The organism is Glutamicibacter sp. AOP12-B1-11 (assembly GCF_052379245.1).
Lineage (GTDB): Bacteria > Actinomycetota > Actinomycetes > Actinomycetales > Micrococcaceae > Glutamicibacter.
The window spans coordinates 1-19,316 of sequence record NZ_JBQSYL010000035.1 but is presented as its reverse complement, the minus strand read 5'-3'; the positions used below and the strand labels follow the sequence as shown (position 1 = coordinate 19,316).

General features: G+C 58.2%; 22 protein-coding genes and 1 pseudogene. 13 read left to right on the top strand and 10 right to left on the bottom strand.

Annotated features, from left to right (window positions below; translation table 11 throughout):
* Positions 1 to 209: 209 nt before the first annotated feature.
* Positions 210 to 521, bottom strand: coding sequence for a hypothetical protein (locus tag ACT3UQ_RS17220; RefSeq protein WP_105649896.1), 312 nt, complete (start codon positions 519 to 521; stop codon positions 210 to 212).
* Positions 522 to 892: 371 nt separating this feature from the next.
* Between ACT3UQ_RS17220 and ACT3UQ_RS17215 the strand changes: the two genes are divergently transcribed.
* Both ACT3UQ_RS17215 and ACT3UQ_RS17210 read left to right on the top strand, forming a co-directional pair.
* Positions 893 to 1,054, top strand: a complete 162-nt coding sequence (locus tag ACT3UQ_RS17215) for a hypothetical protein (protein ID WP_181150381.1) — start codon at positions 893 to 895, stop codon at positions 1,052 to 1,054.
* Positions 1,055 to 1,087: 33 nt separating this feature from the next.
* Positions 1,088 to 1,624 carry a DUF3105 domain-containing protein gene (locus ACT3UQ_RS17210; RefSeq protein ID WP_308727281.1) on the top strand — a complete coding sequence of 179 codons (537 nt, stop codon included), beginning with the start codon at positions 1,088 to 1,090 and terminating at the stop codon, positions 1,622 to 1,624.
* 228 nt (positions 1,625 to 1,852) lie between these two features.
* On the opposite strand, the gene ACT3UQ_RS17205 is transcribed toward ACT3UQ_RS17210, so the two are convergent.
* The 5 genes from ACT3UQ_RS17205 to ACT3UQ_RS17185 form a co-directional block, all read right to left on the bottom strand.
* Entirely contained in the window at positions 1,853 to 3,217 is a 1,365-nt protein-coding gene (locus ACT3UQ_RS17205; protein WP_105649893.1) for a dihydrolipoyl dehydrogenase family protein, read from the bottom strand.
* Between the two features lie 93 nt (positions 3,218 to 3,310).
* Positions 3,311 to 3,976 carry an organomercurial lyase MerB gene (gene merB / locus ACT3UQ_RS17200; RefSeq protein ID WP_105649892.1) on the bottom strand — a complete coding sequence of 222 codons (666 nt, stop codon included), beginning with the start codon at positions 3,974 to 3,976 and terminating at the stop codon, positions 3,311 to 3,313.
* Between the two features lie 43 nt (positions 3,977 to 4,019).
* A complete protein-coding gene (merA, locus tag ACT3UQ_RS17195) occupies positions 4,020 to 5,462 on the bottom strand; it encodes a mercury(II) reductase (protein WP_105649891.1) in 1,443 nt (480 codons plus the stop codon).
* Positions 5,463 to 5,578: 116 nt separating this feature from the next.
* Entirely contained in the window at positions 5,579 to 6,127 is a 549-nt protein-coding gene (locus ACT3UQ_RS17190; protein WP_105649890.1) for a TlpA family protein disulfide reductase, read from the bottom strand.
* Positions 6,124 to 7,089 (bottom strand): cytochrome c biogenesis CcdA family protein, encoded by a 966-nt coding sequence (locus tag ACT3UQ_RS17185; RefSeq protein ID WP_444637592.1) that lies wholly within the window; start codon positions 7,087 to 7,089, stop codon positions 6,124 to 6,126. Before ACT3UQ_RS17185 ends, ACT3UQ_RS17190 begins: the two co-directional genes overlap by 4 nt.
* Positions 7,090 to 7,562: 473 nt before the next feature.
* Between ACT3UQ_RS17185 and ACT3UQ_RS17180 the strand changes: the two genes are divergently transcribed.
* The 3 genes from ACT3UQ_RS17180 (at position 7,563) to ACT3UQ_RS17170 (ending at position 9,690) form a co-directional block, all read left to right on the top strand.
* Positions 7,563 to 7,952, top strand: coding sequence for a heavy metal-responsive transcriptional regulator (locus ACT3UQ_RS17180; RefSeq protein WP_105649887.1), 390 nt, complete (start codon positions 7,563 to 7,565; stop codon positions 7,950 to 7,952).
* Positions 7,953 to 8,454: 502 nt separating this feature from the next.
* Positions 8,455 to 9,036 carry a recombinase family protein gene (locus ACT3UQ_RS17175; RefSeq protein ID WP_105649886.1) on the top strand — a complete coding sequence of 194 codons (582 nt, stop codon included), beginning with the start codon at positions 8,455 to 8,457 and terminating at the stop codon, positions 9,034 to 9,036.
* A 216-nt stretch (positions 9,037 to 9,252) separates the two neighbouring features.
* Complete coding sequence (locus ACT3UQ_RS17170; protein ID WP_444637591.1) at positions 9,253 to 9,690, top strand: hypothetical protein; 438 nt, start codon at positions 9,253 to 9,255, stop codon at positions 9,688 to 9,690.
* Positions 9,691 to 9,759: 69 nt separating this feature from the next.
* Here ACT3UQ_RS17170 and ACT3UQ_RS17165 read toward each other — a convergent pair whose 3' ends face one another.
* The gene (locus tag ACT3UQ_RS17165; RefSeq protein ID WP_444618986.1) at positions 9,760 to 10,992 is read right to left on the bottom strand and encodes a glycosyltransferase 87 family protein; all 1,233 of its coding nucleotides are present in this window, start codon (positions 10,990 to 10,992) and stop codon (positions 9,760 to 9,762) included.
* A gap of 57 nt (positions 10,993 to 11,049) precedes the next feature.
* The gene (locus tag ACT3UQ_RS17160; RefSeq protein ID WP_096288825.1) at positions 11,050 to 11,334 is read right to left on the bottom strand and encodes a DUF6355 family natural product biosynthesis protein; all 285 of its coding nucleotides are present in this window, start codon (positions 11,332 to 11,334) and stop codon (positions 11,050 to 11,052) included.
* A 419-nt stretch (positions 11,335 to 11,753) separates the two neighbouring features.
* Here ACT3UQ_RS17160 and ACT3UQ_RS17155 point away from each other — a divergent pair, with 419 nt between their 5' ends.
* The 7 genes from ACT3UQ_RS17155 to ACT3UQ_RS17125 all read left to right on the top strand — a co-directional run bounded on the left by ACT3UQ_RS17155 (position 11,754) and on the right by ACT3UQ_RS17125 (position 17,199).
* The gene (locus ACT3UQ_RS17155) at positions 11,754 to 12,008 is read left to right on the top strand and encodes a hypothetical protein (protein WP_444618988.1); all 255 of its coding nucleotides are present in this window, start codon (positions 11,754 to 11,756) and stop codon (positions 12,006 to 12,008) included.
* 196 nt (positions 12,009 to 12,204) lie between these two features.
* Positions 12,205 to 12,855: a hypothetical protein gene (locus tag ACT3UQ_RS17150; protein ID WP_444618990.1), complete on the top strand. Its 651-nt coding sequence runs from the start codon at positions 12,205 to 12,207 to the stop codon at positions 12,853 to 12,855.
* Positions 12,848 to 13,276 (top strand): hypothetical protein, encoded by a 429-nt coding sequence (locus ACT3UQ_RS17145; protein ID WP_128471010.1) that lies wholly within the window; start codon positions 12,848 to 12,850, stop codon positions 13,274 to 13,276. Before ACT3UQ_RS17150 ends, ACT3UQ_RS17145 begins: the two co-directional genes overlap by 8 nt.
* Before the next feature lie 383 nt (positions 13,277 to 13,659).
* Positions 13,660 to 15,249 (top strand): IS1634 family transposase, encoded by a 1,590-nt coding sequence (locus ACT3UQ_RS17140; protein ID WP_444637590.1) that lies wholly within the window; start codon positions 13,660 to 13,662, stop codon positions 15,247 to 15,249.
* A 420-nt stretch (positions 15,250 to 15,669) separates the two neighbouring features.
* Positions 15,670 to 15,819: a hypothetical protein gene (locus ACT3UQ_RS17135; RefSeq protein ID WP_181148222.1), complete on the top strand. Its 150-nt coding sequence runs from the start codon at positions 15,670 to 15,672 to the stop codon at positions 15,817 to 15,819.
* A 271-nt stretch (positions 15,820 to 16,090) separates the two neighbouring features.
* Positions 16,091 to 16,750, top strand: coding sequence for a hypothetical protein (locus ACT3UQ_RS17130; protein WP_146112438.1), 660 nt, complete (start codon positions 16,091 to 16,093; stop codon positions 16,748 to 16,750).
* Complete coding sequence (locus tag ACT3UQ_RS17125; RefSeq protein ID WP_444637589.1) at positions 16,738 to 17,199, top strand: hypothetical protein; 462 nt, start codon at positions 16,738 to 16,740, stop codon at positions 17,197 to 17,199. Before ACT3UQ_RS17130 ends, ACT3UQ_RS17125 begins: the two co-directional genes overlap by 13 nt.
* A 751-nt stretch (positions 17,200 to 17,950) precedes the next feature.
* Here the strand turns inward: ACT3UQ_RS17125 and ACT3UQ_RS17120 are convergent.
* Positions 17,951 to 18,073: a hypothetical protein gene (locus ACT3UQ_RS17120; RefSeq protein ID WP_444637606.1), complete on the bottom strand. Its 123-nt coding sequence runs from the start codon at positions 18,071 to 18,073 to the stop codon at positions 17,951 to 17,953.
* Here ACT3UQ_RS17120 and ACT3UQ_RS17115 point away from each other — a divergent pair.
* Positions 18,027 to 18,680: pseudogene (locus ACT3UQ_RS17115) on the top strand (sugar phosphate isomerase/epimerase family protein); the annotation flags it as partial. The gene ACT3UQ_RS17120 and the pseudogene ACT3UQ_RS17115 overlap by 47 nt on opposite strands.
* Positions 18,681 to 18,769: 89 nt before the next feature.
* Here ACT3UQ_RS17115 and ACT3UQ_RS17110 read toward each other — a convergent pair.
* Positions 18,770 to 19,316 (bottom strand): enoyl-CoA hydratase/isomerase family protein (locus ACT3UQ_RS17110; RefSeq protein ID WP_444637588.1); only part of this gene is annotated, 547 nt, incomplete at its 5' end.

Sequence of the window (19,316 nt, the reverse complement as noted above, 5' to 3'; positions counted from 1 at the left end):
AGGCGAAAGGGTTTCAAGACACTGCGTTGGACGGGGAACCCTTGCTAGGCACCTACGAGGCTGCACCGGGTAGCCGTACTTGTCACGCGCAATTCGCGCGCGAGTTTTGGAGAACTTACCGGGGAGCAAGAATGCGCGTCATTCTTCGGAGTCGGATTAGTGCGGGAGTGCTGCCGTGTCCCAGGCCTTCCGCTCAGGATGACTATCGATCACCGGCCGCCGGTGGGCTGTGTGGTCCTTCCTGCATTGCGATCCTCGCCGGATGAGGCGACGGGAGCGCAGCAGTTTTCCTTATCACCCGACGTGTTCGGCCGGCGGCGCCGGAGCGCCCAAAGCAGTACGGCCGCAGCCAATGCCACAGCGGCAAGGATGATCCACGGATTGCCTAGGAATGAGCCGGCCGTACCCAAAGCTCCGGCTGCGATCAGCAGCGGCAGCCCGCAGCACAGCACATGTAGCAGCACAAAGCCGCCGACGGCCAGCCCTGTCCGGCTGCTCCGGCCCTTGGAAGTAGTTGACATGGTGCTTCCTTTCAACGCTCCGCCGCAGGGGCCGGAGCGGGCGATTTCCTGTCACGCTCGTAAGGCCAGTATTGACCTTCCCCCATGGTGGAAGGTCAATACTGATGAGGGAATCCATCAAAGACTGTTTCCGGGCGGGAATGAAGGTGACGTTCCGGAAGAGGACTGCCGAAACGGTGGCAGCGGCGTGGACTGCAGGGCCCTTTCGCCGCTGACCAACCGCGCCGGGATTATCCTGGTCCTCGCCTGCGCGCTCTCAGCCATCCTTAGCACCGCCTCCTCAAGCGCCGGCATGACCACCACACTCCATACCGGCCCGCAGAAGCAGGCATGCCACCGCCCAGGACACAGCAGCAAAGGAACGCACACGAATGCCAAGCCCCGGCACCCCTGACCATGCAAACACTCCCGACAGCGGAGCAAAACGCCTGCGCAATCCCAAGTCCCCGCCGGCGGCGGCTGAAGAACGTACCGCCAAACAGCAACGGGCAGCCACGACAGCCGCGAAGCTTGCCGAGGTCAAACGCGCGTAGGGAAATGCCAGCCGCAAACGCCGTGCCATCATTGTGGGCGCCGGGGTCGCAGCCGTTGCTGTGATCATCTCCCTGGTCATCCTCGCGATCGCAGGTACAACCCCGAAGGGGTCAGCGACGGCGGAGATAGAAGGCCTAAGGAGCTTCCCCGGACTCACGTCCAACCACGTCACCGGTCCCGTCACCTACGACCAGACACCTCCGGTGGGAGGAGACCACTCCGCAGTGTTGCTCAACTGCGGGGTATATAGCGAGCCGGTACCTAATGAAAATGCCATCCATTCACTCGAGCACGGCTCTGTCTGGATCACCTACGACCCCGACCGGGTCGCGGCAGACCAAGTCACAGCCCTGCGCAAAGCTGTCCCCGGGACCTACGCCATCCTCTCCCCCTACAAGGGGTTGCCCTCCGCCATTGTCGTCTCGGCTTGGGGAGCACAAGTCCAGCTGGACAGCCCTGACGATCTCCGCCTCTCCAACTTCATCGCCAAGTATCGAAAGGCACAAACCGCCCCCGAACCAGGTGCCCCGTGCAACGGCGGACTTGATGGTCCTGGAAAAGTCTCCTAAACCCGAAAGTGGAAGTCATCGCCTTGTTCTACTCGGCAGGAAACCTAGGCTCCTCAGGGATTCATACTCTGCTGGGTCCACCTCGAATGCCGGGCCTGCAAGGTCCCCTATTGCCGTGGCGGCAAACCCGCACCTGATACCCACGGCAGCAAGGCCCGCTGTTTATATCTCCCGGCCAAGCCGTGACTCCCATGCACGGCGCGTCCACAGCGTCGGCGGGGTGGGAAGTCAGAGGTCTAGTTTTTCCAGTGCAGCGTGGTAGGCCTCGTGGTAGGTGGGGAATTGTGCTACCTGGTCCAGGAGGGTATCGACGGGTATCTGCGCCCGGATCGCCAGGGAGGCCTGATGGATCCATTCACCGGCCATCGGCCCGACTGCCCAGGCACCGATGAGGATTTTCCGGTCGGCGTCGGCCAGCAGGCCCAGGTGTCCGCGCGGATCTTTTTCATAGGTCCAGGGCCGGGCGATGGCGTTGGCAAGATCCAGTTCGGCTGAAGCAACCCGGAGCCCGCGTCGTTGTGCCTGGCGGGCAGTGAGGCCGGCTGCGGCGATTTCCGGGTCGGCGAACACCACCCGTGGTATGCCGTCATAGGTGGCGGCGCGGGGCTGGCCGAGAATGGCGTCGGCAGCGATTCTTCCCTGATATTTGGCCACATGGGTGAACGGCATGATGCCTGTGACGTCCCCGATGGCCCAGGTGTTCTCCGCGGCGCGGCAGTGCTCATCGACCAGCACTTCACCGCGGTCCCCCAAGCTGATTCCGGAATGTTCAAAGCCCAGGCCTTTGGTGCGTGGCTTTCGGCCAGTGCCGAAGATCACGACGTCGGCTGCGACTTCCCCGCCGTCTCCGCCGTCTGCTTTTTCGAGACGGATGATGCTGTCTGCACCCTCGCGCCTGGCGCTGCCAGCGCTTGCGCCGAGGCGGACTTCGACACCGGTTTCCTGAAGGTATGTGTGGGCCAATTCCCCAACGCGGGGATCCTCCCTGTCGATCAGCCGCTGTCCTCGGTGGATAAGGGTGACTTGGACGCCGAAGCGTGCCAGGAACGTGGCGGTTTCAACCCCGACCGCGCTGCCGCCGATGATCACCGCCCGCTTGGGCAGGGTCGGGGCGGTGTAGGTCTCCCGGTTGGTCCATGTTGTGATCTCATCGATGCCCTCCAGGGGAGGTATCACCGCGTCGGACCCGGTGGCGATGATGAGGTGCTCTGCGGTGATGTCCCGGTCTCCGGCGCGGATCCGGCCCGGCCCGGTCAGCCGTGCCTCTTCCTTGACTACCTCGGCCCCGTGCTTCGCATAACCGTCCACTTGGGCTTTGTCGTCCAGGTTCCGGATCATGTAGTCCCGGTATTTGGCCGTTTCTTCCCAGTCCAGTTCGGCGCCGCTGACACCGGCGGCTTTTTCTACCTCCGTGCGCGCTTCCGGCGGGCGCAGTACCGTCTTGGACGGGATGCAGGCCCAATAGGCGCACTCCCCACCAATCAATTCACGTTCGAAGATGACGACTTTCTTCCCAGCTTTGAGCAGGCGGTCCGCGGCGACCTCCCCGCCGGGCCCCATGCCAAGTACGGCAACATCGAAATGTTCGTTCACGCTGATCTCCTTCAGATTGGCTTGATTTTTCCGGTTCTTCTCGTCAAACGTCTTTCGGCACGCACTGTGGTGTACCCGAGGGGGGTGGCATGGTCAGCAGGTGCAGCTGAGAGCTGTGTTCCGCGGTTTTCCGGAATCCTGCGCGTCGGTTTCGGCGAGCATTTTTCCGGCCATGGACGCGGCGAGCCCGTAGGCCTCCTCCACGGGGATCACGGTGCCCTCCGGGTGGTCCTTGAGCCAGGGTCCGGCTTCTTCGGCTGAGGCGAAGAAATGGACCTGGTTGCAGAAGGCGGAACGGACAGAACTGATGTCTTCCGGATTGATCAGGGACACCACCGCGGTGGCCGGCTCAACACCGGTGACGCCGGAACTGCCGGCGCGCATGCGCACGGGGGTACTGGCGGCATCGTAGGCGGATTCGATCCGTGCGGAGGTGCCCAGAAGGGTGGGGAAGATCAGGGTATCCAGCGCGCACCAGGTGTAGAGCTGTTCGCCGTCCACTTCGAAGCGGTGCCGGGTCGGGCGCTGGGTCAATCCCATGCCGACGATTCGGCCTGATCCGTCGTACTCGACGTCGGGCATTCCCTCAAGGGCGGTCCGGACGTCCTCGACGGGGCGGCCCGTGGCGGCGGCAAGATCCGCTGCGTCCACAGGGTCGCCCAGTGCGAGGAGTTTCAGCAACGGCAGCCACAGCCAGGACTGCATGCCGGTTTCGGAGGAGGCGAGGCGGCCGGTGATTTGGCTGACGTTGTTCGTCATCGTTGTTTCCTTCAGATGGGGACTGAGCTGGGAGCTGCCGTGGTCAGGAGGCGCAGCAGGAGAGTTTGGAGACGTCGGTGGTGAAGGACTGCGCGGCGATTTTGATCCCTTCGGCCATCGTCAGATACGGGGACCAAAGGTTCGCGACCTGGTCCACGGTCATCCCTGCCTCGAGGATGTACACCCCGGCAGCGGCTAGGTCTCCGGCTTCCTTGCCGACGGCGGTGATCCCGACGATGCGGCCGGTGCTGTTGTCGGCGACGATTTTGATGAACCCACGGGTGTCCCGGTTCACCAGTGCCCGTGGAACGTATTCCAGGGGCAGGACCCGGCATTCACACCGGATGCCAGCTTGGGTGGCTTCCTTGTCGGTCATGCCCACCGCGGCCAGGGCCGGGCTGGTGAACGTCACCCGGGGCAGGTGCCGGTAGTCGACCTCGCGGCCGGCGTTGTTGAAGGCGTTCTCCACCATGAGGGTTCCGTGGGCGGAGGCGACGTAGACGAATTCCCGGTGCCCGGTAACATCCCCTGCTGCCCAGATCCTTGGGTTGGAGCTGGCCAACGTATTTTCGACCAGGATCTGGCCGGCGTCGCCGGTTTTAACGCCGACGGCGTCCAGGTTCAACCCGTCAGTAACGGCGCGGCGTCCGGTGGCCACCAGCAGCTTCGCGGCACGGTATTCCTCCTGGCCCCCAGCCACCGTTGCAGTCACAACGATCTCTGCACTGCCCGAATCCGCCAGGACCGACGTCACGGCCGCGCGGCGGACCACGCGGATACCCTCATCGGCGAAGACGCCCATCAGGGCCCGGGCCGCTTCCGGTTCCTCCTGCGAGGCCAGCCGGGAACGGACCAGCATCGTCACTTTCGATCCCAGCCGGGCGAAAAGCTGCGCCTGTTCCAGCGCCACGTACCCGCCGCCGAAGACGATCAGGGACTCGGGCACCTCGTCCAGTTCCATGGCCGTGGATGAGGTCAGGTAATTGACCTCATCCAGTCCCGGCACCGGCGGTGCCCACGGGGCCGAACCGGTCGCAATCAGGTAATGGGCAGCAGTCAGGGAATCGCGGGCGCCGTCAGCCCCGGTGATTTCCAGGACCGGTTCCTCCGGGGTGCCGGCGAACACCGCGGTCCCCTGACGCAGATCCCATCCGTAGTCTGCGGCCAGATCCACGTACTTATCCGAGCGCATGCCCTCAACCAGGGAGCGTTTCCCGTCAATGAGTGCACCCATGTCCACCGGGGCGGCCGAGGTGCTGATCCCGGGGAACCTTCCAGTCCCGTCCAACGCGACATGACGGGCCTCGGCGGCGGCCAGCAGCGCCTTGGACGGAACACACCCGGTGTTCACGCAGGTCCCGCCCACCGTGGAACGTTCGATCATGACCACCCGCTTGCCCAGGTTGGTGGCCCGGATGGCGGCGGCGAAGGCACCGCCACCGGAACCGATCACGGCCAAATCAAAATCCGGTGCTGCCTCAGGCATTGGTCCTCCATGGAGTTTGATGAACACCCCGTGGTGTTCTTCTGGTGGGTACTGTCCCCAGTCTGCACCTTCCCCTGCACAGGAAGGTCAAGACCCGGAGTAAAGAGTTAGGCGTGCTAGGGAAGTGTTGTGGCAAGAAATGCCTTCAGGGCATCGGCCTTCATGGGCCGGGAGTCAGCCCGGCCCAGAATGTCTCCGTCGGGTGCGACGACGACGGTGCTGTCCAGGGATGTGACCGCGTACTTTTGGGTGAGCTCCCCGGTCCGGTCCACAACGAAGGGGTATCCGGGATTTCCGGCCAGTTCACGGAACTGGTCCACCTCGGTTTGGGTGTTCTCCGGCGTCACGTCCACGGCGACGAAGTCTGCCTTACCGGCATACTCCTGTTCCAGTTCCTTCATCGCTTCTGCCTGTGGAACGCAGGTATAGCACCAGCTCGCCATGAAGAACAGCACTGTCGGGCGGGTGGAGGGGACGGTGAGGGCTTTGCCGTCCACGGACGTGACCTCGATCCTGTCCACAGTGTTTCCACCAGCGGACCCGGTGGCTGGATTAGTTTCGCTCCCGCGGTTCAGTGCCGTGATGGCCAGAATCAGGATGAGCGCCGCGGCGGCTATGACGGCAGTAATGGTGAAGATCCGCCGGTGGTTTCTGGTCTTTGTCATGGGTTTCCTTGCTCGTTGTTGCGCCCTGGCGCGGTCTCGGGGAGGTGGGGTGCGGGGTTGCAGCACGCTTCGGTGTTCTCCCTGCTCTCAGTCCCGTCCGCGGGCCTGCTGTTGTCCTCTGCCTTGCTTTTGCTGCGGCGCCGCAGGGACAGGGCCACGGCGGCGAGGACAGCGGCCACCGCGGTGAAGGTGATGATCGGCCAGTTGCCCGAGATGAACCCGGACAGCGCTGCGCTGGCTGCGGTGACTGCCCCGCTCATGATCCCCCCGGCCTGCCCGCCGGACAGTGCGGGCACCCAGTAGAGCAGCAGGTAGATGCCCGCAAGGACAAGCGCGGCTCCGCCGAGACGGTTAACAAAGGGCAGCAGCTTTCGGACGTGGCGTGCCATGGCGTTCCGCGCTACCGCTGCACCGAGGGACAGAAGAACCAGCACCACCGAGGAGCCCAGGGCGTAGGCGGCGAAGACCGCCAGCAGCCCGGCCAGGCTTCCGGTGGACACGGCCTGGGCGACGACAGCCAGCAGCAGGGCCAGGCTGCAGGAGAGTGCGGCCACCGCATACGCGACCCCGTAGCCAAAGACCGCCCTTAACCCCGAACCGGTTCCGTCCCTCTTCAGAATCCGGGGCAGGTTCAACCTCGTCCCGGGCAGTTGCCATCCGAACACCATGCCAAGGCCGGCGGCCACAATGACTGCTCCGATCAGCGCCGCGGCCCAGGGCAGCGCCGACGCCACCGACCGCAGACCCACAGCGGCGAGCAGGCCGGCCGTAACAAAGACAGCAGCGAAACCGGCGCTGAGGGCAACCCCGGCCCGAAGACCTGCAAGCAGCGGCCGCTTCCGTCCCGCGCCGGGTCCGGAACCGATGAAGTACGCCAGATAGGTCGGCAGCATCGCGAACCCGCACGGATTGACTGTGGCAAGCATCCCGGTCAGAAAGGCAAGACCTAAAACGCCTGTCATGCCTTTGACCCCGCTCCGTTAGCTGCAGGCGTACCGGGCGGGCGCATAAGCAGGACCGCCGTGGCAAGGGCTCCAGCGGCAATGATCCAAATGTTGCCGGCCATCGGCCCGGCTGCAGTCAGAAAACCGGCTGCACCTGCCAAAACGGGCACCCAACAGCACACCAGGAGAGCCGTCACAGCACCAAGGGAGGACAGCAAAGCCCCCGCCGCAAGCACCAGGCCCGGACGCTCCCGGCCCTTCGCCTTTACTGACATGATCATCCCTTTCTCTGTCCGGTTTTCTTGCCCGCCCTCGCGGGGATACCTGGCAAGAAGCGGGACGCTGGTATTCGGTCTCAAACCATCATTGACCTTCCACCATGGGGGAAGGTCAAGCCGACAACGGGCCCTAATTGTTTGCGATGCCGATGCAAAACCTTCCAGTACAATGGAAGGGTTAGCTGCGTTTTCGGAACGAGAAGAGGACCCGAAATGCGAATCGGTGAAGCCGCTGCCGCTGTCGGCATGACAGCCAAGACGATCAGGTTCTATGAGGACCGGGGCCTGCTCCCGCCGGCTGAACGTTCGGCCAACGGCTATCGTGACTACGGACACGAGACCCTCAGTCGCCTTGAATTCATCCAACGCAGCCAGATAGCGGGGCTGACCTTGCAGCAGATCCAAGGCATTATGCGGATCCGCGATAACGGCCTGACGCCTTGCACCCACGTACGGGACGTCCTGGGAAAACAACTTACAGACCTGGACCGGAAAATCGCAGAGCTCACCGCACTGCGGGCAACCGTGGCCGAACAATACTCAACCGCCGAGGCAGCCGACCCGGAGTGCTGTGACGCGGAACAAATCTGCAGCTACATCTGAGCCAACCTCACGCACTGGAGCCCAATCCCGGAAAGAACGAAGACGGCATGAAAATAGAACTTCTGGGTTCTGACACTGTCCGCCAATGCTCCTGCTGCGGGCGCACAATGCATCGGAAGAAGCTCCACCCCCTGGGTACAGAACCTGCCTACATTTGCCGGCGGTGCGCGCTATGGGTCGCCCTCAGACCTGGGAAGCGATCCTGAGTCGACGACTCCATGACCACACGCTGGCCAAGTGCGGTTCGAACATTCCGTGCAGACGACTTCGGAAGCTCACATTGGTAGTGCCGGTCGATGTACCGGAAGTGCATACAACGTCTCACAACCCTTGGGATATGAGGCGTCTCATCGACTGAACGACCTCGACGACCGGCAGGGCCCTAATTTTCGTGGAATCGAACGAGTTCGTGCACGGCTGGCGAGTCTCGTAACTATGTCTCGAAAGCTTCTGATTGAATCGGTGTATTCACCGTTAGTTACGAGACACGTCGGAGCAGCCTATGACGAAACTGATCGGCTACGCACGTGTTTCGACGCGGCAGCAGTCCACCGACCGGCAGCAGGTGGATCTTATGGCCGCCGGCGTCCGCCGCGATGACCTCTACGTTGATCACGGTGTGTCTGGGGCGCGAGCATCACGACCCCAGTTCGATCGGGCACTCGACGCGCTGATCGACGGCGACACCCTCGTCATCACGACACTGGACCGGCTTGGAAGATCCACACAGAACATGCTTGCCCTCGCCGACGAACTCCGCGGTAGAGGCGCGGGCCTACGCGTACTGAACCTCGGCGGCGGCGACGTCGACACCGCGACACCCCTGGGCTCGATGTTGTTCACGATCATGGCCGCTCTCGCGCAAATGGAACACGAGATCAAGCGCGAACGCGTTACCGATTCCATCAGCAAACGGCGCGAAGCTGGAAAGGACCTTGGCGGCCGACCCCGCCGACTTACTGACAGTCAGATTAGAAGCGCTGTCCGCTTGGTTGAAGGCGGCGACCCCGCCGCGCAGGTTGCCCGCGATCTCGGAATGTCCCGAGCAACGTTCTATAGACGGTCGCGAGCACTCAAGGACTAACCGCATCGCATTATCCTCCCTGAAGGCGAGACCAAGCGATCACGGAATGCCGCGGAGCGATTAAATCCACCAGGCCAACGGTGCGAAAACCGCCAAACCGAGCTGTGAAAAAACCGCCATTCTCGGTTAACAGTCACAGCTTTTTGTAGCAAATTATAAAATTCCGGCTAAGCATCAATTCCGATGCAAAGTATCAGGCAGGATCATGTGAAGGTAATGAACGAATATACGTTATCGCTCTTATTGGCGGCGGGCGCATTTTGCACATCAGCCGCGGCCCTTGTAGTTGCTGTCCTTGACTGGGGGCAGGTGGGGCGAGAGGAACCATGGAAACTCTCTAAAGTCGATGCTGACCTTTGGATTTTGGAGAGAGTGCACAGGTACCCAGTTGTAATTCTCTCTTTGGGAAATTTTCATGGTTCAGCTGTAGAGCTAACCAATGATGCTGACCTAATTGTGGGTTCTTTCCGCAGGGGGCGCAAAGAGGTTTTGTACATCAAGGGCAGCCAGCTTGGAACTTCATTAGAAGTCTCATATCGACGCAATCATGGAAAGCTGATTCAAAAATTATTAGGGGGGCCATTCAGGTGGATGGGTCCTAGCGAATATCCGGAAGGTAGAGGGGTTCAACTTTGGACCTCGCCGTTGTACTGAAGGCTATCTCTACAGCACAAACATCAACCCACAAGCGATGGTTTTTGAGCTGGTTGATCCGCTCTAAGACTATCGCTTGCTGTTTTGGCCCTCGGGTAGTCGTGCAGGATTAGAAGTACCTGTTTCTGAGATTTCGAACGAACTAGTCCGCAGAGCGAGAACGACTCCCAAAGCCAGCGTCAGCAGGAGCAAACCTTCGCGGAGGGCTGTACCAATCGCAGTGAGAATAATATTCTCAGGTAGCGACGTGAGCATCCAATCTCCGAGGTCGGTTGGTTGCATAAGAAGAAAGAGCAGTCCTGTTAATCCCCAGCGCCGGGTGCGGGCGTTCAGGGAGAGACGCAGGACAATAAACACCAGGAACACCCAATGGTGTATCCAGCTAACCGGTGAGAGCAATTGGATGCTTGCACCGGCTATAAGAACTGCATCGAGTGTTCGCTGTGCTTTGTGTAAGCGGTAAGCAAGGGCCAGAGCTGTCGTGGCTACGCCTAAGATGAAGAAGGCTTTGACTGCTAGGGGTGCATCCGGCCAAAAGTATGCGAGAGCGCCGGAAATGGAATTGTTCCCGCTCGTTGCGAAGTTGCTGCCCAGATCTACTTTGTCGCTTAGCGACAGGATCTCCACGCTCAGATAATGCCATGTATTTACGGGGAAGAGTACAGCGCCGATGGCCAGGGTTCCCAGACCTCCTGCACACATCCACATTGCTGCTCGGAACTGGCGAGTGATCAAAAGATAAAACAGAAAGAATGCCGGAGTGAGCTTGATTCCTGCTGCAATGCCCGTCAATAAGCCACGTGGGAGCCAAGAAATCCGCTGTGTCTTGTTAGCCGCTAGATCATAGAGGCAGGCAACAGCTAGCAGGATATTGATCTGTCCGAAAGCAAGATGCTGAGCGATCACTGTCGTTCCGCTCAGCAGGAGAAACAGGGCGATAACAAACTTGGATGAGGGATCCTGGCTGATAGAGCGGGCGAGGAATCTCAGCGCCCAAGCGAGTCCGCAAAGCATGACGAAGGTCCAGGCCACCCAGGCCAGCATTGGTGGGAGCCAAGCGAAAGGCTGGATGAGTAAAAGGGTGAAAGGGGTGTAGACGAACGGCAACCCCTCATCTGGCAACTGTCCGCTGAAAATATTGTGAGCGTAGATATTCTCGGTAGTGAAAGCCTGCCGCGCCGCGTCGTAGTAGACAAAAAAATCTACGGGCATGTAGGTCACGCGAGATAACGCCAGACACAGAAAAAGTAAGGTCATTGCCAGCGGGAGAAGATACTGAATTAAGTATTTCTGCTTTAGCACTGGCAACGACCTTACTTGTCTATTGGGTAGAGATTCTCTCTACTCACTCTATGACAATTAGCAAGAGCGAAGATAGAAGGCGTTGGTGATTGAGTAGATTCCACCGTCCTGTTTCCGCAGCAGAGTTGTGCCTGGACCGACGCACTGCTCGTAGTTTCCTACAACCTGGTCAATCTGGATGTAGGCATTGCCTGAACCGCAGTGGTTGTAGTAGCTGTATCCCCCGCTTGCGTAATAGCCGCAGGTGGCAGCTTGTGCGGCAGGCGCCGCTACGATTGCGCCCGAAGCAATAATGCCCAGCGCTAATGCGGCTCCTGTGAGGCGTTTCTTCAATCCGATCATTGTCTTACCTTCCCTTTTGAGATGCAGTGACAAGTCCACAATATGTATATTTAGATTTTTAAACTAGTAGTGATATTTAAATATTTTGAGTGTAGGATACGCAAATCAATTATTTGGACTAAGGGGCGGACACCTTCTGGAATCGGTGGCTAGAGCAGTAGGTGGGTCTGTAATATGCCTTTATGACTGCGACAATTATTCGCCCACTTAGGGGTCGGATTCAGGTAAGGGGTTTGCGCGCTCCCCGAACTGGACAGCCGACGAACAGGGAACTGTTTAGAACGGCAACTGGCGCTGCCATCCGACCGACATGGGTTGGGGCCCCTCCTGGGGAACCGGGCTGGAAAGGGTATTGGGCGATCGCACGTCAACATCTAACGGACGTTGCTGAAGCAGTCGCTATCCGCGATGGACTCGTATTGATCGAGATGCACTACAGCACGGCCGAGCAGTGCGATACGAGATGTCAGACAGCTGAAGGCAATGACTGCACGTGCTCCTGTGAAGGCAAATACCATGGAAAGGGGGAGCATGCAGCTTGGCTCGAAGTCGGCGATACGACGCTGTTTCGCGGGGGAGAAGAGAAGATCGTGACGCGTTCTCTAGATGATCAACAAGCCTTGCAGGATCGCGATGACAGGTTGGACGAACTCATTCGTCAGGTTGGAAATTGATCAGTTTTTCAGGGTGAGTCAATAGCGGTGGTTTTAGATCGCGATTACACCCGGAACCCTGAAGAGCCGAAAAAGTCATAACCTAGATGACGATTTACACATTTGCCTTTACTATTAAAATTGAGTTCATATCCAAGATGACCTCACCGTCTCTCGACGACCAGACAGCGTTCCAACACAAGAAAGGTTTCATCTCTTGAAATCTAAAACCTTTGGCTCCATCGCCGCAATAGCTCTATTGGCGTCTTCCTTGATGGTGACCCCAGCTATTGCAGCAACGAATAGCCCCTCCGACTCAGTAGAGCCGATTTCGCATTTTGGGATTGACGCCAGCAACGTCAAGGTAGATGTTTCCTACGTTGATGTGGACAGATTGAACCAAGATGAGAAGCAGGCTTTGGAATTGCTTGCAGAACGAGTAGAGCAGGATGGAGGAGGAGTCATTCTTAGTGTGAGCTCTACCGAGTATGTGCCTGAAGCATCTTCGAATAAAGCAGCAACAACATTTGCTTTGCCTGGTGGGTGCAAGTTAGTAACAGGTGAGTACCATACCCCGAACAGCAGCAACTACAGCCATGTGTCCGGATGGGCGCACAACCGCTGCGACCAAGCCTTTTCGCACAGAATCGAATTAGATATCCATAAAAAGAAAGCCGGAGCTCCAGGTAGCGGAACCATTGTCGCCAGTGAAACAGAGTTCCACAACGAAGTTGAAACTGATTACACGTGCAAAACCGGCTATGTTGCTGAATTCAATACAGTGTCACAAGGACGTGTAACCATCGCTGGCAAAGGCTACATCGCAACAGGCGCTTCAGGCTGGAGGCGATACAACTGTGGTGGATAATTTCCCAGGAGAGCGGAGTGAGGTTGACTATTCTGCGAATGGCCATCAAGACCCAATATTCACAGAACATGCTCTTCTCAAACTGAATCAGCAGTGCTTGCCGTTACCTGAAGTTGACGTGGCAATTGACGCAATGAATCGTGCCACGAATTCAACGATTGCGACTAACAGCAAAGCAGATGTAGACGTATTGCGCCATCTGGCTCTTCTGTATCTGGAATCTTTCAGAAACAAGAACCTTTCCAGAGGTGAGCATAATAAAGCCATCATGAATGTCGCTTCCATAGTGGTTTCGCTTCGTGCCCCCGAAGCCCGTCTTATCTCTTCAGAGGAAATGGATAGCCTACTTTTGAAAATCTACTTGTACTTCTTCCTCGAAGAGTCCACCCCTATTCAGCTCGTGAATAGTCTGCTCAAGTAAGAATCAATACACGCGTGCACGAACTGTGCATCAGTAGATGGTGCAATCCACTCCTATAAGTGGAATGCTCCCCGATAGTTGGACTGTGAAATGAACTGCTCCCCGAAAATTGGACTGTAAAAAGTCGACACTTTTGAGGGAGCATTTTCATGCGTGCACGAAGCACACTCACCGCGAAACAACGGGACTAGGGAAAACTGCAAAAGAAGACAACTAACACATTTCGACATTGAGGTGACAACAATGCATAGAGCCGTACCGTGGTACCTGTTTCGTGCCACGGTTTGTGATTGAAAACCTCAATAGGTTCATGACCTGATGGTTTGTTTTCACCTCGTGACCGAAATACTTACTAATAAATAGGTTCCCGGTACCCTGAACCCATGGGTTCCCGATTCATCCGCAAGGTCCGCACCGCATCCGGCGCTGTCGCCGTGCAAATCGTGGACCAAACCGGACGCACCACCACCTCCGTGGAACACATCGGCTCAGCGAACACCGACGCCGAACTAGCACTGCTGCTGCGCTCCGCCGAGCAACGCTTGCATCCAGGGCAGCAAGCCTTCGACTTCGGCGATGTGGAACAAGAACCCCCATCCCTGGTCGAAGTCGCTGACTGGACCAAGAACTCCGAACTTCCCGACGTGATTCCTGACCGCGGAAGACCCCGAGCCGGCGCCACGGGCACCGCGAAAGTCGTTGCGTCCCCAGCCACTGAACTGTGGGAAATCCTCACCGCAGCCTACGCACGCCTTGGGTTCGAAGTCCTTGATGACGAGGGGTTTCGCGCCATGGTGCTCGCCAGGCTCATCGAGCCAACATCCAAAGCAGACACCATCAGAGTGCTCGATGACATCTGTGCACCGCACCCGTCCTTGCGGACCCTCTTTCGCAGCCTGCATCGCTGCCACGAAAAGGACTACAAAGACACTCTGGCCAAAGCAATGATCACCTATCGAACCCAGACCGTGGGGCTCGGAGCAATGATCATGTATGACGTCACCACCCTTCACTTTGAGTCGAAAAAGGAAGATGACCTCCGCAAAGTCGGCATGAGCAAAGAACACCGGGTGGACCCGCAAATCCAGGTCGGGCTTCTGGTGGACCCGGCAGGGTTCCCGCTGGAAATGCATATGTTTGCCGGGAACAAGGCCGAGACCACCACGATCGTTCCGGTGGTCCAAGCGTTTCAGGAGCGCCACGGTATCACCGACATGGTGGTCGTCGCTGATGCTGGCATGCTCTCCGCCGCGAATCTGACCGCTTTGGAAGATGCTGGGTTCAAATTCATTGTTGGCTCGCGTATGGCCAAAGCGCCCTATGACCTGCAAGAACATTTCGACACGAAGGGCAACCGGTTCGCCAACGGGCAGATCCTGGAATCGAAGCGCGTCATGGGCACCGGCGCAAAAGGCCGAGAACGCCGAGTGATTTATCAATGGTCTGCGAAGCGTTTCGTCACTGATAATCGGAACATCAATCTCATGGAACGCCGCGCCATGGACATTGCCGAAGGCACAAGCCAGATGCGTAAAGCAAGATTCGTGAAAACGACCGGGACGAAGCCTGAAGTCGATGAGGCCAGAATTGAACGAGCCCGTATGTTGGCCGGGCTCAAGGGCTACGTGACCAATATCGAGCAGTCGGTGATGAAAGGTCAGCAGGTCCTTGATTCGTATCATGACCTCTGGCAGGTTGAAGCGTCATTCCGTATGACCATGAGTGACCTTTCCGCTCGTCCGGTGTTCCATCGGGATGAGGATGCCATCGATGCTCATTTGACCGTGGTGTTCGCTGCGTTGGCGATTGGCCGGCATTTGCAGGAGATCTCTGGGATGAGTTTGAAACGGATTATCACCGACTTGAAGGGCGTTCGTTCGGCGAAAATACAAGTCAATGGTGATTATGTGTTGATCCCTGCTGAAGTTTCTGCCGAGCTTCGAGAGCTATTGAAGAAGCTCAAGCGTGGATAAAAGTACTTACTAAGGCTTTGGCACGAAACAGGTGGTACTTCGCAGCCGCAGTTCGAATTTGATTCATGCTCTCTTGATTCTCTCCTCGCTGCTGCTCATATTGCCCTTCCTGAGCAGTGGTTCAGCCGGTCACTATGAGAAGAGAGCATCAGGGATAACGGCATTTTCCCGCCACTGAACGAGCTCGGCGAAATCCTTAACGTGTGGGCTGAGGAGATTCTAGCGTTATTTGTCGGTCTGGCAGTAGCACTCGGCGCCGGACTTATGTTGCTGGAACAGCCGATAATCAGAGTCCAAGCCTTCAATACCTTTGATGAATAGGACTATCTGCGTGGAATAACTGTGACTGTTGGGTTCGTTTGACGGCTAAATCGCAGCTCCAAGTGGCGGTTTTAGGCGCCCATAAGCGGGACTATATATGTGAGCGCCGAGAAACGCGAGGGCACGGTCCAAAATCTCGAAGCCCAACGCATCGACCGTGAGATGGAGAGCATTCGCGTCGAGGTGACGTCAGCTCAGGAAGCCTGCCATCAGGGCCGTCAAGAGCACCAGAAAGGCCAAAGCTCCTAGGGACCGCACACCCCGCGGCCTTGGCACTCAAATTCAATGACCTGGCTTGGATCAATAGTGATCTCGCCTGTCAGCGTTCTAATTTCTTCGATAGGTCGCAAAGTCGGACGTGACCGATGCCTCGAATCAGCCCTTATCGAAGACTATGAACTTTCAGCCTGCTGTAGGGTGCATTGTGGTAAAAACTTTAGGCGAGAAGTTACACTATTGAAGATAATAAAAATATTGAGTCCAGAACCAAAAGTTTAAACTACAAGCGTCAGGCATAACGATGAATTTTACTTTTGTAGCATTACCCCTTGCGTTGTCTTTGGTAGCTGCATTACCGGGGATGGCGCAGGCTGTTGAAACTCCTGTTAGCGAAACCCACACGGTGCAGCAGTCCTCGGAATACGCCCTTTCAACGAAAGATTTCTTCCCCGAAAAAACCCCTACGGAATCGAACTACATCGAAGCGGAATCGCCTGCCGATGCAGTAGCCAAGATGGATAAGATGGACGAACTACACAAAGCCGGATTCAATGTGGGTGCCATGGCAAAAGTGAATTATGGGCCTTGCAAGATCGTTGCCGCAGGTTTTCACACCAGAAAATCTGGGAACTATAGTACGGGTGGCTTCAAATCCACAACCTATTGCACCACGAAAGTCACTTCGATCAAGCATTCTTCACAGGCGCGATTTAAACGATTAGCCTGGTGGATCAAAGGTGGCCCGGATATTAGCCAGCCAGCCCAAAAGATAAAGGGCGATAAATATAACGGCACTTACTATCCTGTTGTCTTCACGCAGACAAATCACGCACTGTCATGCAAATCTGCGAAAAAAACCACATGGTCAGGCCGTACTCTCGGAACTATTGTCTACAAAGGCAAGACTTACTATGCTGATGCCTACGCTCCTGTACAGAAGGGGGTTCCATGCCGTCTCTAAGCAGCATCCTGACAAAAATCAAGATTCGCCTTGGCTCGAAATATTCAGAAGATCTGATGGTCTACGTCGTCTATGGGAAACAACCCAGCCCATTTCCAGATCTTGAATACATAGAGCCAATAATTGCGATCGTGGCCAGTGAACGTGAATGCTTTGCGATTCAGGAAAAGTATCTAGACACTAAAGTCAGCTGGGAAGCTCGAAAGGTGCAGGGTGCCGAAAGCATAGACCTGGTAGATGGCTGCGTTTTGTATCTCACGCATACTACTTTGTCATCGTACGATGAGGACGCCGATGGGAATCCAATCTTCGGGATCATGGAGAATCCACAGCCCACGGCCCTATATTGCAGCCGGGACACCGCTGAACAGCAAGCACCGGAACAATACCTGCACATCGTTACCCTCGGTGAAATAAACCTTCGTGGCGTCGGAGAGCTTTTGGAATAAGTGTCCAGCACCCTACGCCAATACCTGAAGTTGCCAGACATGACGGGGCCGCACCTGCCAGGTGTGGCCCTCTTCATGTTGCTTGCCGCGTTGCAGGAGATGGTATTGGGTTAGATGCCTGTTTGACCCTATCCGTGTTGTCTCAACAAACTATGGGTTGCAAGACGTTTCAAGCACGTTGAAAAGTACGAACGTTGGTGATTGAGTTTCCGGCGTTGCGGTGTTCTACGAGGGCTCCACTCTTGGAGCTCCATGAACCGCCAATTAGTGTCGCGATTTAACCGCCAAATAAAGTTGGCAGTCAAAACCTCCGGGAAAGCATCTCGCCGGCCAGCAGTCCCAGCACCTGCAGACTGGGCTGCCGTTGCGCTGCAACCGGAGAATCACCCACGAATTTGGTGCGGGAACAAGGGCGAATATTTTTACATTCAGTCATCAAACCCGCCCCCAACCGTCCACCGGAGCTCACGCCGCGCAGACCACTAATAGGCACCAAGGGCGCTGTGCCCCGGCAACCGGTAGATGATTGTTCGGCAGGTGAAGTGACCTATCGGCGGTGAAGGAAAAAATCATTCACCCAACAAGCCCGGCTGAGCGGGTCATTGCCCAGTGCGGAATAGAGAATTTGCCGATGGCTAGACCCAGATGTTTTTGAGAGTCAACGGCCGCCCTATCCGCGTCGTTCTTCCGGGCGTAACCTGAAAGTACGACGGCAGACAACGCACAGGCCGGTCGCACCGGCCGGCTCATTTCAGGAGGCGAGGGCTATGCAACGGAAACTCGGGGTGAGCACCTGGGTGTGGACCTCCAGGCTGACCGATGAATCCTTGGCGCATTTGGCTACCCAAGCGGCGCAGCTGGGGTTCGATGCCATCGAGCTACCACTGGAACAACTCGGCGACTGGGATCCGGAACGGGCCAAGGACCTGCTGGGCGAACTGGGTTTGCACCCGGTGCTTGCCGCAGTGATGCCTGCGGGGCACAACCTCATCGGGGTGCCGAGGGCAGAAGTCGAGGCAACGCAGAACTACCTCCGCGGCTGCATCGACGCGGCGGCCTCGCTCGCCGCAACCACCGTCGCCGGCCCGCTGTACACCGCCACGGGCAGGCTGTTCGCGCTGGACGACGGGCAGCGCAGGGCGGCCTATGCGCAATTGCGCACCGCGTTGGCCCCACTGGTCGAGCACGCCGCCGCGCGAGGCATCACGCTGGCCATCGAACCGTTGAACCGTCACGAAACCTCGCTGCTGAACACCATCGACCAGTGCTTCGACGCGCTAGAGCCCTTGCTGGGCCCCGGATTGGGCATGGGGCTGGACACCTACCATCTGAATATCGAGGAGCAGGACATTGCCGCCGCGGTGGCCCGGGCCACGGAGCACATCAACCATGTGCAGCTCAGCGCGAACGACCGCGGAATCGTGGGAGCTGACCATTTCGATTGGCACGGATTCGTCCATGCCCTGGACCTCGCGGGCTACGACGGCCCGCTATGCGTGAAGTCCTTCAGCCCGCACAGCGCCACGCTCGCGGAGGCCGCAGCGATCTGGCGGCCGCTGGCCAGCGTGCGCTATTTGCCGGCGAATCGGTTGACCAGCCGAACCGAATCGTGGTGTTCCGACAGGCGGGCAATGCTCGAAGCCTCGGCGTGCAGATGGGCTTCGAGTTCCTCCGCGACGCCGGCGCGGAGCAGGGATTTGGTGGGGCCGATCGCCTGCACCGCACCGCCCACGAAGCCGTCTTCGAGCTCCGCGAGACGCGGCGCGAAGGTTTCGGAGGACACCGCCTCGTTGGCCAGCCCCCGGTCGACCGCCTGCTCACCGTCCAGCTTGCGCCCGCCCAGGGCCAGCTCCACTGCCCGTTGATGGCCGAGAACCCGGGGAAGGAAATAGGAGACCCCCGTGTCCGGGCTCAGCCCGATGGAGGCATAGGCGGCCACCAGCGGAGCGGACTCGTCGACCAGCACCCAGTCGGCGCAAAGCACCAGCCCCAATCCAGCGCCGGCCGCCGCGCCGTTGACCGCGGCGATCACCAGCAACCGGGAACGTACGATCGCCAGTGCCAGCTCGTGGGCCGCCCTGGCCAGCTGCGCCAGATACGCCGGACGGTCCCGGGCA

Excerpts from the sequence above, each read along its gene's own strand:
- ACT3UQ_RS17175 (WP_105649886.1), top strand. The coding sequence starts at position 8,455 with ATGACGAAACTGATCGGCTACGCACGTGTTTCGACGCGGCAGCAGTCC.
- ACT3UQ_RS17140 (WP_444637590.1), top strand. The coding sequence starts at position 13,660 with ATGGGTTCCCGATTCATCCGCAAGGTCCGCACCGCATCCGGCGCTGTC.
- ACT3UQ_RS17180 (WP_105649887.1), top strand. The coding sequence starts at position 7,563 with ATGCGAATCGGTGAAGCCGCTGCCGCTGTCGGCATGACAGCCAAGACG.
- ACT3UQ_RS17220 (WP_105649896.1), bottom strand. The coding sequence starts at position 521 with ATGTCAACTACTTCCAAGGGCCGGAGCAGCCGGACAGGGCTGGCCGTC.
- ACT3UQ_RS17160 (WP_096288825.1), bottom strand. The coding sequence starts at position 11,334 with ATGATCGGATTGAAGAAACGCCTCACAGGAGCCGCATTAGCGCTGGGC.
- ACT3UQ_RS17170 (WP_444637591.1), top strand. The coding sequence starts at position 9,253 with ATGAACGAATATACGTTATCGCTCTTATTGGCGGCGGGCGCATTTTGC.
- merA (WP_105649891.1), bottom strand. The coding sequence starts at position 5,462 with ATGCCTGAGGCAGCACCGGATTTTGATTTGGCCGTGATCGGTTCCGGT.
- ACT3UQ_RS17185 (WP_444637592.1), bottom strand. The coding sequence starts at position 7,089 with ATGACAGGCGTTTTAGGTCTTGCCTTTCTGACCGGGATGCTTGCCACA.
- ACT3UQ_RS17215 (WP_181150381.1), top strand. The coding sequence starts at position 893 with ATGCCAAGCCCCGGCACCCCTGACCATGCAAACACTCCCGACAGCGGA.
- merB (WP_105649892.1), bottom strand. The coding sequence starts at position 3,976 with ATGACGAACAACGTCAGCCAAATCACCGGCCGCCTCGCCTCCTCCGAA.
- ACT3UQ_RS17120 (WP_444637606.1), bottom strand. The coding sequence starts at position 18,073 with ATGGCATCGAACCCCAGCTGCGCCGCTTGGGTAGCCAAATGCGCCAAG.
- ACT3UQ_RS17190 (WP_105649890.1), bottom strand. The coding sequence starts at position 6,127 with ATGACAAAGACCAGAAACCACCGGCGGATCTTCACCATTACTGCCGTC.
- ACT3UQ_RS17130 (WP_146112438.1), top strand. The coding sequence starts at position 16,091 with ATGAATTTTACTTTTGTAGCATTACCCCTTGCGTTGTCTTTGGTAGCT.
- ACT3UQ_RS17125 (WP_444637589.1), top strand. The coding sequence starts at position 16,738 with ATGCCGTCTCTAAGCAGCATCCTGACAAAAATCAAGATTCGCCTTGGC.